10 protein-coding genes and 1 tRNA gene are annotated in these 13,939 nt (G+C 58.5%); 3 read left to right on the forward strand and 8 right to left on the reverse strand.

All coding sequences use genetic code 11. The features are described from left to right. Positions 1 to 40 precede the first annotated feature (40 nt). Positions 41 to 1,234, reverse strand: a complete 1,194-nt coding sequence (locus ACQAYK_RS05330; RefSeq protein ID WP_215872232.1) for a multidrug effflux MFS transporter — start codon at positions 1,232 to 1,234, stop codon at positions 41 to 43. A 214-nt stretch (positions 1,235 to 1,448) separates the two neighbouring features. On the opposite strand from ACQAYK_RS05330, the gene ACQAYK_RS05335 reads away from it, so the two are divergent. Then, the gene (locus tag ACQAYK_RS05335) at positions 1,449 to 1,850 is read left to right on the forward strand and encodes a DUF4168 domain-containing protein (protein WP_215872231.1); all 402 of its coding nucleotides are present in this window, start codon (positions 1,449 to 1,451) and stop codon (positions 1,848 to 1,850) included. 195 nt (positions 1,851 to 2,045) lie between these two features. Here ACQAYK_RS05335 and acs read toward each other — a convergent pair whose 3' ends face one another. From acs to ACQAYK_RS05365, 6 genes are all read right to left on the reverse strand, one after another. Further along, positions 2,046 to 3,989: an acetate--CoA ligase gene (acs, locus tag ACQAYK_RS05340; RefSeq protein WP_480082267.1), complete on the reverse strand. Its 1,944-nt coding sequence runs from the start codon at positions 3,987 to 3,989 to the stop codon at positions 2,046 to 2,048. 76 nt (positions 3,990 to 4,065) lie between these two features. After that, complete coding sequence (locus ACQAYK_RS05345; protein WP_483168004.1) at positions 4,066 to 5,046, reverse strand: L,D-transpeptidase family protein; 981 nt, start codon at positions 5,044 to 5,046, stop codon at positions 4,066 to 4,068. Positions 5,047 to 5,067: 21 nt separating this feature from the next. Continuing rightward, the gene (locus ACQAYK_RS05350) at positions 5,068 to 5,316 is read right to left on the reverse strand and encodes a hypothetical protein (protein ID WP_215870857.1); all 249 of its coding nucleotides are present in this window, start codon (positions 5,314 to 5,316) and stop codon (positions 5,068 to 5,070) included. A gap of 70 nt (positions 5,317 to 5,386) precedes the next feature. Beyond that, positions 5,387 to 6,808, reverse strand: coding sequence for a 3'-5' exonuclease family protein (locus ACQAYK_RS05355; RefSeq protein WP_215870858.1), 1,422 nt, complete (start codon positions 6,806 to 6,808; stop codon positions 5,387 to 5,389). 127 nt (positions 6,809 to 6,935) lie between these two features. Next, a complete protein-coding gene (locus tag ACQAYK_RS05360; RefSeq protein WP_215870423.1) occupies positions 6,936 to 8,204 on the reverse strand; it encodes an ISNCY family transposase in 1,269 nt (422 codons plus the stop codon). A gap of 186 nt (positions 8,205 to 8,390) precedes the next feature. Then, positions 8,391 to 9,653, reverse strand: a complete 1,263-nt coding sequence (locus ACQAYK_RS05365; protein ID WP_483167386.1) for an ISNCY family transposase — start codon at positions 9,651 to 9,653, stop codon at positions 8,391 to 8,393. 159 nt (positions 9,654 to 9,812) lie between these two features. Here ACQAYK_RS05365 and ACQAYK_RS05370 point away from each other — a divergent pair. Continuing rightward, positions 9,813 to 9,888: transfer RNA gene (locus tag ACQAYK_RS05370), tRNA-Ala, on the forward strand. 37 nt (positions 9,889 to 9,925) lie between these two features. On the opposite strand, the gene glgP is transcribed toward ACQAYK_RS05370, so the two are convergent. Further along, positions 9,926 to 12,451 carry an alpha-glucan family phosphorylase gene (gene glgP / locus ACQAYK_RS05375; RefSeq protein ID WP_215870859.1) on the reverse strand — a complete coding sequence of 842 codons (2,526 nt, stop codon included), beginning with the start codon at positions 12,449 to 12,451 and terminating at the stop codon, positions 9,926 to 9,928. Positions 12,452 to 12,550: 99 nt separating this feature from the next. On the opposite strand from glgP, the gene ACQAYK_RS05380 reads away from it, so the two are divergent. After that, positions 12,551 to 13,933, forward strand: a complete 1,383-nt coding sequence (locus ACQAYK_RS05380; RefSeq protein ID WP_483168005.1) for a dihydrolipoyl dehydrogenase — start codon at positions 12,551 to 12,553, stop codon at positions 13,931 to 13,933. Positions 13,934 to 13,939: the final 6 nt, after the last annotated feature.

The raw sequence follows: 13,939 nt of genomic DNA on the forward strand, positions 1-13,939 counted from the left end.
CTGCGGCGCCTTTTTTTGTGCCTGCAGCGAATTGTCTCGATCAGGCGACCCGTGGTGCACTGCGCAGGGTGAGTCCGGTGAATGCTGCAATTGTCGCGCAGAAGAGTATTACCAGGGCCATGGGTACGGCACTGGGGATGTCGATGAGACCCACGCCCATGGCGGCGACGGCAGCGCTGGCAAATTGCAGACTGCCGAGCAGGGCGGAGGCGGTGCCCGCCTGCTTCCCTTGTTCTTGCATGGCCAGGGCGCTGCTGTTGGGGGAAACCAAGCCGATGGAGGCGACATAGAAGAAGAGCGGCACGATGAGACCCGCAAGGCCCGTTTGCGGTACGAGACTTGCAAAAAGCAGGAACGCTGCGGCGCAAAACTGAATGAATAAGGCTGTCCGCAACAGGACGTGCGGAGAGTAACGTCGGTGCAGAAAACGATTGAACTGGGAGAGAAGGATCAGACCCAGGGCATTGAGGCCAAAGATCCAGCCAAAATCGTGCGCTGGCACTTTGTGTAAGTCGATGAACACGAAGGGAGATCCGGCAATGTAGGCAAACATGCCGGAAAAGCTGGCCGCGAGAATAATGGCGTAGGGACGAAACTGCGGGTCACGAAGCAGGATCCAGAAGCGCGAGACAATGGCATACAGATGCAGCGAGTGCGCGGGATCTCCGCGATGGCCGGAAGGCAAGAGCAAGGCACTGCTCAGCAAGCTGAGGAGCCCGAGGACCGCCAGCAGGACGAAGATTGCTTGCCAGCCAGACCAGAGGAGCAGATAGCCACCCAGGAGGGGAGCAAAAATCGGAGCGACGCCCATGACCAGGATCATCCGTGCAAAGACGTGGCTAGCGTCCTGCGGCGGAAAGAGGTCGCGCACCAATGCGCGGCCAATGACTGGCCCCGAGCATGCGCCGATGCCCTGCAGCAGACGGAAGAAGGATAGCCAGACGGCGCTGGGGGCCATTGCGCAGGCGAGGGATGCGAGTACGTAGAGCGCCAGGGCGAGCAGCAGGGGAGCGCGGCGACCGAAACGATCGCTGATGGGGCCGAGGATCGCCTGGCCCCCGGAAAATCCGAGAAAAAAAGCGGCAAGGGTAAGCTGGATAGCGAATTGGTTGACTTGAAAGTGCTGTTGCAGGGTTGGCAAACTGGGCAGGTACATGTCGATGGACAGGGCGCCGAAGGCGCTGAGGCTGCCGAGAAGAAATACACTGCGCCGTGGATGAAAGTTTTCTGTCACCGCTTCGATTCCGCCAGAAACCGGCGATGATAACGCAGCGTTATAGAAGTCGCCAGCGCTATCAAGGGCATGTTGTGAGTAAATTTAGTGAGGTGAAAATTATTGCAATATTATCCTGATATATATCAATTAACAATTCAGTTTTGACAATGGCGGATTATTCTTGTTACGGTCTGGTTTCATGATTTGCAGCGTAATCAAAAAAGGAGAGTTCATGAGAAAGGGAATTATTGTTGGTATTGCGTCTTCTGCGACCTTGATTTTTGGCAGCACTTTGGCCTTGGCCAGCACCGCGATGCCAGCGCAGACCACACCGGCCCAGCCGATGTCTCCAGCCCCTGCGAAGCAGCATGTGGACCAGCAGGAGCTGCATCACTTTGCCGCGGCAGTGAAGGAAATTCAACCCATCGATATGCAGGCGCATACCGTGATTTCCGATAAAAGCATGAGTGAAAAAGAAAAACATCAAAAGCTGGAAGGGTATAACAAGAAAATTACCGCGATCCTCGCGCAGCATCATCTGACGCCAATGAAATATGAGGCGTTATTGAAAAAGGCCGAGACCGATCCAGCCTTCGCCAAGCGTACCGAGTCTGCTTTGCATGAAATGAACTAAACGTTTCTGCCAAAAGCCAACCCTGCCATGCTTGTGGCAGACCCCAGGCGAAGCCGTTGCGCTTTGCCGGAAATCAGTAGCGTTTCCCTTTCAGGAGTGGATCTCCCGGGAAACGCTCGCCTTGAGATTGCAATATGCTGATCCTTGCGGATATTTTCAGCAAGTTCTGTCAACTGTCAGTCTGATATCTTTCCCTTAATCTTCTAATGTACTGATATCCTGGGTAATTTCTTCGCCACGGGCTTGCGCGCGTAACAGGCGACGCATGATCTTGCCAGAGCGGGTCTTGGGCAGACTATCGACGAAGTGGATATCATCGGGACGAGCAATGGCGCCAATCAGATCCGTCACCTGCGCGCGTAACGCTGCGCTCAGCTGATCATGATCGTCTCCCTGATGGGCGGCCTTGAGAATCACGAAGGCAGATACCGCTTCTCCCTTGATCTCATGCGGAATGCCGACGACGGCGGCCTCGGCGACGGCGGGATGGGCAACGAGAGCGGATTCGATCTCCGCGGTACCCAGGCGATGGCCGGATACATTGAGAACGTCATCGATGCGGCCCATCACCCAAAAGTACCCGTCTTTGTCGCGTCGGGCGCTGTCGCCGGCTATATAATAGCGGTTGCCGAACTTTCCCCAGTAGGTCTGCACGTAGCGTTCGGGATTGCCCCAGACGCCGCGCAACATGCCCGGCCAGGGACGATCGATGACCAGATAACCACCCTGGTCGGCGGCGTCGATTTCCTCGCCCTGCTCATTCACCACCTTGGCGGATATTCCGGGCAAGGGCAGGGCGCAGGAGCCGGGTTTGTTGGCGCTGACCCCGGGCAGGGGAGCGATCATGTGCCCGCCAGTTTCCGTCTGCCACCAGGTATCAACGATGGGGCATTTTCCGCCGCCAATGACGTCGCGATACCAGATCCACGCTTCGGGGTTCATCGGTTCGCCCACGCTCCCCAGCAGTCGCAGGCTGCTGAGATCGTGTTTCTTGACCCAGCTGTCGCCCATCTTCATGAAGGCGCGCACGGCCGTTGGCGCAGTGTAGAGGACACTAATGCCGTGGCGCTCCACCATCGACCAGAAGCGGTCGGGTTGGGGGTACATGGGGGCGCCTTCATATAAAAAGACAGTGGCACCATTGGCCAAGGGGCCATAGACCACATAGCTGTGCCCGGTGATCCAGCCGACATCGGCGGTACACCAGTACACGTCGTCCTCTTTCAGGTCGAAAGACCAACGGCTGGTGAGCTTGGCCCAGAGCAGGTAACCAGCGCTACTGTGCAGAATCCCTTTGGGTTTGCCGGTGCTGCCCGAGGTATAGAGGATGAAGAGGGGGTGCTCGGCGGGAAGGGCGGGAGCAGGACAGTGGGCCGACTGCCCGGCGATTGCCTCGTGCCACCACAGATCGCGACCATCCAGCATGTCAATGTCGGTGCCGGTGCGTTGCAAGACAATGACCCGTTCCACCTGATGTTCGTGCTCGCGCAATAAGGCCTGATCGGCATGGCGTTTGAGTGGCACGATCTTTCCGCCACGATAGGCGCCATCGGCGGTGAGCAGAATCCTGGCGCCAGTATCTTCCAGTCGATCCTTGAGCGCCTCGGCGGAAAATCCACCGAAAACCACGGAGTGCACAGCGCCAATGCGCGCACAGGCAAGCATCGCCACCACCGCTTCGATGACCATGGGCATGTAGATAACGACCCGGTCACCAGACTCGACCTTCTCGCCGCGTAGGGTATTGGCAAAGAGGCTCACCTCGCGGTGCAGTTGCGCGTAGGTCAGGGTCTTGACGCTGCCATCCTCTCCCTCCCAAATCAGCGCGGCCTTGTGCTTTTGCGCCCCCTGCAGGTGACGGTCGATGCAATTTTTTGCGACATTGAGGCTGCCGTCGGTAAACCAGCGGTAGAAGGGCGCCTCGCCCTGATCCAGAACCCGCGAGAATGGCTGCTCCCAGAGCAGGTGTTCGCGCGCGAGGGTGCCCCAAAATGCTTCAGGATCGCGCTCGGCTTCTGCCTGCAGACGCTGGTATTCGCTTTGATCGAGATGCGCACGGGCGGCGAATGTCTCGGGCACGGGGAAAAGACGCTCTTCGTTGAGATGGGAATCGATAGATTGGGTCATGATCGTCGTCATCGCTGTTGCTGGCTTATGGGACGATGGTAAGACCTCTGCCGGCAACTAGCAAACGGGAGTCCAGTAGGCCACAGGCTCACGCAGAGCCAGAGGCTTGCTGTTGGATATTTTCTATGATCCTTTTGCGCAGTTCTTCTCCCGCAAGCAGTAGTTTCTCCTTGGGCGGGGAGAAAGGCTGGTAATGCCCGACCACGGATACCAGATCCCCATAATGCAAAAGGTGAAACAGATGCTTTGCGTTTTGATAGGGCATCTCTACGCATCCAGCGCTTTGTGGCCAGCCATAAGTCTTGCGCGGGTAGAAGTGAATTGCTCGACCGTCATAAAAATAATTGACAAAACGGACATTTGGCGCGACATATCGCTGCCAGTAGACCAGATGACCGTGATAATGTCCGCGTTGATCTGGCGATAGACTGAGATATTTTGTCTTTGTGATGCGGATGGGAAAAGTGCCGTGCATCGTCGTGTCGGCAAGGCGCTGATATACCGGCCAACTCCCATCTGGCGTGGACTGCAACACTCCGGTGTTGACCACCGAATGGTAGCCCCAGCGACCTTTCCAATGCAGGTCACCTGCCGCAGAGGGCGGCACCTGCCAGATCCGTAGTTGTTCGGGATGATGATCTTTGCGGACCTCGACCCACTGAAACGGATAGGGATTGTAGGGAATATGCCCCGCTTCCAGCCGAGCAATCAGGGTTGCATTAACTCGTCCCCGGGAAATGCCATTGACGGGCAGAATCTTGCTAGCCCGTTCAAATTGGATCACTCCACTGCGGAATTCCGGGTTTAACGCAGAGTAGCCCCAGCGGTTCGATAAATCCTGCAATTTATGTGGAACGGCAACATCCCAGGCGGCGACTGTGCGCACCGCACCATAGCGTTCCATATAACTGCCGTAGACAACATGAACGTAGCCGTAGCGCGCCAGTTTTTGCCACACCCACTGCCAGGCATTGGCGTTGGTCGCAAGATTTCCGGCAGCAAAACTGTTGCCAGCGAAAGCTCCCAGCACAGGCACCAGGCACAGAGTCAGCAGTCGTCTACGAAGCACGCCAGATGTTTCCGGCAAGGCTTAGAGTCCACCCTGATATTTCAGGGATACTTCATGACATTGCGGACAAACGAAGACCCGCACCGCCATTTTTTTCTCGAAGGCCTCTTCTGCATCGTCGGCCATTTGTCCGCCAACCAGCGCGGCGCCTGCCCCAAGAATGCCGGTCAAGCCGCCCATGCGGATCCCATGCGAACCCATGTCCTGCATGCTGCTCTGACAGGCAGGGCAGTTGACAGCGGGCATTTCTTCCTTTCCAAATCCAAACATAGCGGCGTTCCCTGGAGTTGTGAATGACGATCTGTTGACCACTTTAGACGCCGATTGGTTCCCTCGCCATTTATGATCGACAGTCCCAATCCTGATCCAAAGATGTCCATTGTTGCGGAGAGCGATTGAGGTGGCGGAGTAATATGCGATAGGTATCCGCATCGAAGCTGGCTGATTCCGTGAATTTTTCTACTATTCCGGTATCTTCTCGTAAGATTCCCATATGGCACCAGTGATCAAAAACATGGATGGAGGCGCCGGTGTCGTCTTCGGGAATACCGATAGGTCCGGAAAATGGCCAGTGCTGGATTTGCAAAATTTGCAGGGCGGCATACAGTCTTTCATCATGCTCCGCCGTGGATTCTTGGCCGGTACATACGCCACGACAGCGTTTGATCTGGAAGCCAAAACAAGCGCCTTTGCCTTTTTGCAATCCCAAGCGAATATCGCAAAGTCCCCATTCCTGTGCCAGGCGCTTGAGTGCGGCTTTCGCACTGCGGCGATTGGCGAATATCCCGTGGCAGATGCCTGGCCGAATCGCCGCGCCGCAGTGGATCTGTGGTGTTGCGCTCCCTGGGCCGCCCCAAACAATGGTGCAAAGCGCCTTTTTTCTGCGCAGCTGGCGGTTATAGAGAGGATTTTTCTCTTTCACCAGGCGTGATTCCAGTAGCAGTGCACCCAACTCGCCTGGGGTTTCTATCCATTCGATGTGCTCCACCTGCTGCGCGATCTGCATCTCGCGGTCCTGCCGGAAATCATTACGGAAGTGCTCCAGTACTCGTTTGCGCAGGTGAATACTTTTGCCAATGTACAAGGGAATCTCATTGCTCCCAAAAAACAGATAGACCCCTGGCCGATTGGGAATGCTGCGAATGATTTCTGGATCGAGATTGGGAGGAAGACATTCCTGTTCCCATTGCAGTTTGCAGGCCTGCACGAGTTCGGGACAACGCTCGTCGGCAAGCCGCTGGAGAAATTCCGCAACGACGCGCGCATCGTCCAGGGCACGATGACGATTACGGCAGGGAATTTCCAGGCGATGAATGACGGCGTCCAGACCATGACGCGTTTCTTGGGGGAAAAGTCGCCGAGAGATTTTGACGCTGCATATGGCCTTCGCTTTGAAAGGGATCTCGACGCGTTGGAAAGACTGGCGTAAAAAGGCAAGGTCGAAGCGTACGTTGTGGGCGACCAGAATATGCCCCTGCAAGTGGAGCGCCAAGCTCGCAGCGATATCCTCAAAGCGTGGCATGTCGCGGAGCATGTTGGGGTGAATCCCGGTCAACTGCGTGATGTAGGGGGAAACAGCACAACCGGGATCCAGTAACTGACTCCATTCCCGAGGCTCTCGTCCCGGCGCAAGCGTCACCATGCCGATCTCGAGAATGCGGTCCTGCTGGGGGCGTCCGCCCGTGGTTTCCAAGTCCAGGCAGACGATGGGTTGCCCGAGTTCAGCAAGCAAGCGGTCGAGCGAGGAGGCAAGATCTTTCATGCGTTCATTCTATTGTGCTTTGCCGCGACCTTCATAGCAGACACTTTCATAGCCGATGAGTGTCAAGGCACATTAGAAATGTCCGGCGTTGGGCAAGATAGAGATGTCCGGTTCTCCTGGGTATGGATTACTTTCCAGGACGATCTACGGTGGGGTAACGACGCCAGGGATGGTCGGCAGCAGGCCGGGATTTTTCTGACCAACGTCGGGAAGTCAGGATCGCATCGACGCGAGCGTTGAGGCTTTTGTCATCGACAGGATGGGGGATTTGCTGGGGCGAATCGAAGACCTGGTAGGGCAAGACTTCGCCGCCAGTTACCAGCTCGATTCGCCCGTCGGCATGGACCACGACATCGACTTTCCGTCCGCGCAGTGCATAGCGTGGGGCGCCACCGGTCTGGATGATGTAGCGCTGTCTTTGAAAGGACAGCACCAGGTCCTTGGATAGGGTACGGCGGTGGTGGATGGCGCAGATCCGGGCGAGAGTTTCTGGACTTCCATCATAGGGTTGGTGGGCGTCCTCGTCGTCGCATGCCGCCACGGCAAAGCGCGCATTGTGTTGCTGCAGGTACTGGGGGAGCCAAGCGTTGGCGGTATCCTGATCGCTGATACCCTTCAGGCGCAAGGCCTTGACCAGGCGATCCTGAAGCGTTTGGAACAGGCGTTCTACCCGACCTTTGGCCTGTGGGCTCAAGGCCTGGATGGTGGCAATTCCCAAGGCTTCGGTGGCACGCTGAAACTGCGTGGGTTCGTTGTCTTCTGGGTTGTGTTTGGTGAAGATGCTGTGCCGATCGCTGTAGAGCGCCACGGGGCAGCCATGAGTCGTGACGTAGGTCTGTAGGGCGGACAGGTAGGCCTGACTGCTTTCTACCGGCGCAAAACGGGCATACAAGACCCGACTGGTGGCATCGTCAATGAAGGCGATCAGGGTGCAGCGCGGCCCACGGCCTTCGAACCAATCGTGGGGACTGCCATCGATCTGGATCAATTCCCCCAGTCGCGCTCGGCGCGGCCTGGGTGGGTGCAGGCGCGTGCGCCGCTTGCGCTGGGCTTGCCACAGGCCCGCAGCGATCATCCAGCGACGCAGCGTCTCCTTCGATACGGTATAGCCATCTGCGCGCAGATATTCCGCTGCCAAGGTGGGGCCAAAGTCCGCATAGCGTGCCCGCACCTGCGCCAGGATGCCCTCCCGGACCGTCGTCTCTACCCTTCGGTTGGAGGGTCTGCCACGGCGTCGACTGATCAATGCCCGTGCCCCTTCCCGCTCAACCCCGCGCTGCAAGCGCCGAATCTGCCGCTCCGACAAGCCTAATGCCAGCGCTGCCTGCCCCTGACTTCGGCTCCCATCGATCACCTGCTGCAGCACCGCAAACCGCTTGAGCTCCCGCTCGCTCATCTCTATCCGCTCCTGCGTCATTCGTCCTTGCCTCTCTACTCTTCCAGGCGGACATTTCTAACGTGCCGAAAGCGGACATTACTAATTTGCTGCTACACTTTCATAGCCGATGAGTGTCAAGGCACATTAGAAATGTCCGGTGTTGGGCAAGATAGAGATGTCCGGTTTCCTGGGTGTTGGTTTCTTTCAAGGACAATCTGAGGTGGGGTAACGACGCCAAGGGTGGTCGGCAGCAGGTCGGGATTTTTCGGACCAGCGGCGGGACGCCAGGATCGTGTCGACACGTGCGTTGAGGCCTTTGTCATCGACAGGACGAGGGATTTCCTGGGCGGGATCGAAGACCTTGTAGGGCAAGACTGCCTGGGCGGCTACTAGTTCTACTTGCCCGTTGGCATGGACCACGACATCGACTTTCCGTCCGCGCAGTGCATAACGTGGGGCACCACCGGTCTGGATGATGTAGCGTTGTCTCTGGAAAGACAGCACCAAGTCTTTGGATAGGGTACGGCGGTGGTGGATGGCGCAGATCCGGGCGAGAGTTTCTGGACTTCCATCATAGGGTTGGTGGGCGTCCTCGTCGTCGCATGCCGCCACGGCAAAGCGCGCATTGTGTTGCTGCAGGTACTGGGGGAGCCAAGCGTTGGCGGTATCCTGATCGCTGATACCCTTCAGGCGCAAGGCCTTGACCAGGCGATCCTGAAGCGTTTGGAACAGGCGTTCTACCCGACCTTTGGCCTGTGGGCTCAAGGCCTGGATGGTGGCAATTCCCAAGGCTTCGGTGGCACGCTGAAACTGCGTGGGTTCGTTGTCTTCTGGGTTGTGTTTGGTGAAGATGCTGTGCCGATCGCTGTAGAGCGCCACGGGGCAGCCATGAGTCGTGACGTAGGTCTGTAGGGCGGACAGGTAGGCCTGACTGCTTTCTACCGGCGCAAAACGGGCATACAAGACCCGACTGGTGGCATCGTCAATGAAGGCGATCAGGGTGCAGCGCGGCCCACGGCCTTCGAACCAATCGTGGGGACTGCCATCGATCTGGATCAATTCCCCCAGTCGCGCTCGGCGCGGCCTGGGTGGGTGCAGGCGCGTGCGCCGCTTGCGCTGGGCTTGCCACAGGCCCGCAGCGATCATCCAGCGACGCAGCGTCTCCTTCGATACGGTATAGCCATCTGCGCGCAGATATTCCGCTGCCAAGGTGGGGCCAAAGTCCGCATAGCGTGCCCGCACCTGCGCCAGGATGCCCTCCCGGACCGTCGTCTCTACCCTTCGGTTGGAGGGTCTGCCACGGCGTCGACTGATCAATGCCCGTGCCCCTTCCCGCTCAACCCCGCGCTGCAAGCGCCGAATCTGCCGCTCCGACAAGCCTAATGCCAGCGCTGCCTGCCCCTGACTTCGGCTCCCATCGATCACCTGCTGCAGCACCGCAAACCGCTTGAGCTCCCGCTCGCTCATCTCTATCCGCTCCTGCGTCATTCGTCCTTGCCTCTCTACTCTTCCAGGCGGACATTTCTAACGTGCCGAAAGCGGACATTACTAATTTGCTGCTACACTTTCATAGCCGATGAGTTGACAGGGAAGGCGTCTTCTGGAATAGTACGCCGACCAGAAATTGGGGCTATAGCTCAGCTGGGAGAGCGCTTGAATGGCATTCAAGAGGTCAGCGGTTCGATCCCGCTTAGCTCCACCATACATCAGGATCCGGAGACGCTCCGGATCCTTTTTCGTTAGCGGTACCAAAGAATCGCGTTGTTTTCGAGGGGCACTTCACAGAGGGAGTGTTGGGCAACGATGCGTGGAGTGTAGTCGGAGACCGGTCGGCGCTTGGCGATATTACAGCGATAATTGAAGCTGTTGACGGCACCAGTGAGGGTCTCGGAGCGCTGCATCGGAAGCAGTTCGGGACCATGGGCGTCTACGCTATTGGCAAATAACTGTACTTGGATCATTTCCGCCGGGACGTCATCCAGGTAGACATGCATCTGGAACTGATATTCTTCGCCAGTTTCCGCAACATGCAGTTCGCCAAAGCGTAGACCATGCCAGTGCGCCTTCAGATGGCTCTGCCAAGCGCAGATACTACGCAATTGTTCCAGTGAAGAGCGTTCGCGCAGCCGCTTGGCGGCGGGCAGATAGAGGTTCTCGACATACTCCTGCAACATGCGATGACTGCTGAAGCGGGGGGTGAGCTCCGCCATGCTGCTGCGGATCTTTTCTACCCAGGCACAGGGGCAGCCACTTTCGTCACGTCCCTGATAAAAGAGAGGGGCGATTTCCTGCTCGATGATCTGGTACAACTGCTCGGCCTCATGCCTGTCCCACGCCGAATCGGAGTCGTGTTCATGGCGGTCGCCCAAGCCCCAGCCGACGGCATCGCTGTAGGCTTCCGCCCACCAGCCATCCAGTTCCGAACAATTCAGGCCGCCGTTGACGAGTACCTTCATGCCGCTGGTGCCACTGGCCTCCCAGGGGCGACGGGGGGTATTGATCCACACATCCACGCCCTGCACCAGTTGTGCCGCCACGAGCATGTCGTAGTCGGCGATGAAGACGACCTTGTGAAAGAGGTCGGGATGGCGGCGGAGGAACTGGGTCCATTCCTGGATCATGGCCTTGCCGTCGCCATCCCGGGGGTGCGCCTTGCCGGCAATCAGGAGCTGCACCGGATGGCGCGGATCACTGAGGATGCGATAGAGGCGCTCTGGATCGCTGAGCAGGAGATTGGGGCGCTTGTAAGCGGTGAAGCGGCGGGCAAAGCCGATGGTCAGGGTGTTGGGATCGAGCACCAGGGCTGCGGCGTTGATCTCTTCCTGTGGGCGGTGCGCCATGGCCAACTGCCGTTGCAGGCGATTGCGGGCAAATTCGATGAGTTGTTGGCGACCCTTTTGCCGCAGTTGCCAGATTTCGGTATCGCTCACGTTGTGAAACTGGGCGCTAATGTCCTGCAGCTCTCCCAACCAGCGCTCGGCACCGCAGTGTTCTGTCCATAGGGCATCTGCCTCGGCATTGTCCCAGGAGGGAATATGGACGCCGTTGGTAATGCCGCATACCGGGATTTCATCTGTCGGCCAGCGAGGAAAGAGTGGCTGAAAGAGATGTTGGCTCACCTTCCCATGCAAGGCACTGACGCCATTCACGTGGATGCTGCCGTGGATGGCCAGCCAAGCCATGTTGAATGGCTCCCGGAGGTCTTCCGCATTGGCCCGGCCCAACGCCAGGATCTGCTGCAGGTCAACGCCAAAGATCTTGGGTGCGCCTTCGATATAGCGGGTGACGAGTTCCGGCGCGAAGCGATCGAAGCCAGCGGCTACCGGCGTGTGCGTCGTAAAGACGTTGCCGGCGCGGGTGGCGTTCAAGGCACACGAGAAGTCGCTGCCATGGTCGCGCATGTGACTATGGATACGCGCCAGGATGGCGAAGGCGGCATGCCCTTCATTCAGATGACAGATATCTATCTCTATACCGAGATGGCGCAGCAGCAGCCAACCGCCTGCACCCAGGCAGATCTCCTGCTGCAGGCGCATTTCCGGCCCGCCACCATAGAGTTCGGCGGTAATGCCCCGGTCGGCAGGACTGTTGAGCGGATCGTTGCTGTCTAAAAGATATAGCGGGACGGTGCCGACCTGGGCCTGCCAGGCACGCAGGATGACCGAGCGGCCCGGAAAGGGCAATTCCAGACGCAGCCACTGCCCCTCCGGATCACGCACCGGGAGAATGGGCAGTTGGGTGGGATCGTTGTAGGGATAGAGCTCCAGTTGGCGGCCACAGTCATCCAGACTCTGGCGGAAGTAGCCCTGCTGCCAGAGGATGCCGATGCCGACCATGGGTACGCCGAGGTCGCTGGCGGTTTTCAGCACGTCGCCAGCGAGAATCCCGAGACCACCGGAATAGATGGGTAAGGCCTCGGAAAGGCCGAACTCCATACTGAAATAGGCAACACGTTGCAGCTGTGCCGAGGGGATGTTTTTTTGAAACCAGCCTTCCCGACGGCTTTCCTGGCGATGGTGCTGCAGGTGCTCCTGCAGCAAGGTCAGAAACCCCTCGTCGCGGGCCAAGACATCGAGTTTGGCTGCGTCGAGGTTCTGCAACAACAACCAGGGGTTGCGGGTCCGGCTCCAGAGTTCTCCATCGAGCTGCTCCCAGAGGACATCACTGCGATAACTCCATGACCAGCGCAGATCCAGGGCCAGTTCAATCAGCCCATCCAGCGCTTCTGGCAATTGGGGCAATACATAGGACGGTGTGATATTCATGCGTGCATCCTCCGGCTTTGCAACCTCAGTGTAGACCATCGGCTCATCCGCGGCGGTGAACTATACTGACAAGTATATAATGGGACCAGGAGGTCAGATATGGCGGAAAAAGTAGTGGATCTGCTCTGTATCGGGGCTGGCGGCGCGGCGTATCCGGCGGCCTTTCGACTGGCGCGGGCGGGGCGCAAGGTGCTCATGGTAGATCCCAAAGGGGTGATGAGTGGCAACTGTCTCTATGAGGGCTGTGTGCCATCCAAGGCAGTGCGGGAGATGGCGTCCTTGGCTGGCGCAACGCGGCGTTTCAGCACCCAGCTGGGTCGGGCAGAGCTATCGGCGCCGGACTATGCAGCCATCGTGCAGCACAAGGATCAGGTACAGGCGCGGCGGTATGCCCAGCATGCCCAGGAGCTTGCTGCACAACCCGGTATCGAGCTGCGCAAGGGGGTGGCGCGCATTCTTGATCCCCACACCGTGCAGATTGACGATGATCAGGGCAGTGAGAAAATCCGCTGCCATCATCTCCTTATTGCCAGTGGCTTGGACGTCTTTGTGCCTCCCCTTCCCGGTGCCGAACATTGTCTGACCAGTCATGATCTCTATAAACCGGACCCGGCCCTGCGCGCTTTGCCCAAGCGCTTGATCGTGGTGGGTGGCGGATACATTGGCCTGGAAACGGCGTCTTTCTTTGCTGAGCTTGGTAGTCAGGTGATCCTCCTGCAGAAGGGCGGACAGATTTTGAACGGCATGGATCCGGGCATGGTCGCCCTGCTCCAGCCCTTGTTGCCGGCGGGGATGCGGATCCTGACCGACGTCGATGTGCAGCGCATCGAGGCCCAGGGTGCCTTGCGCCGGGTGCTCTGGCAACGCGCCGGGCAGGAGGAGAGCGGAGAGGCGGAGGCGGTGCTGCTCGCAGTCGGGCGCTCGCCGGTGATTCCCGAGGGTTGCGAAGCGATTGGTATCGAATTTGACCGACATGGCGTCCAGGTGGGGCCATCTCTGCAGACCCGCTACCCGCATATCTACGCCGCCGGTGATGTCAATGGTCGGGTACCCCTCTTTCATGCAGCGGTACGGCAATCGTTGGCCGCGGCGCACAATATCCTGGGGGGCAATCAACCCTTGGATTACGCGGATTTCCACAATGTGCCGACGACGATCTTCACCCTCCCGGCCGCGGCCTATATTGGCATGACCCCGGCCAAGGCTGCGGGACGCGAACTGGCGGTGGGTCGCTATGATTTTGCTGAAGACTCCCGGGCGCAGATTCTTGAGCGCCTGGAGGGGGAGATTCGCCTGTTCTTCGAGCCTTCCTCCCTGCGCCTGCTGGGGGGCTGGATCGTTGGCATCGATGCCGGCGCCTTGATCGGGCAGATCGGGACGGCGCTGAGCCTGGGAGCGACGGCCTATGATCTCGCCCGTTTTGCCGACCAGCACCCGATGTCGGCCGAGGGCATCGGCAAGGCCGCCCGCAGCCTTTTCTGAGGCGCT

Source organism: Acidithiobacillus sp. AC3 (assembly GCF_050261095.1).
GTDB lineage: Bacteria > Pseudomonadota > Gammaproteobacteria > Acidithiobacillales > Acidithiobacillaceae > Igneacidithiobacillus > Igneacidithiobacillus copahuensis.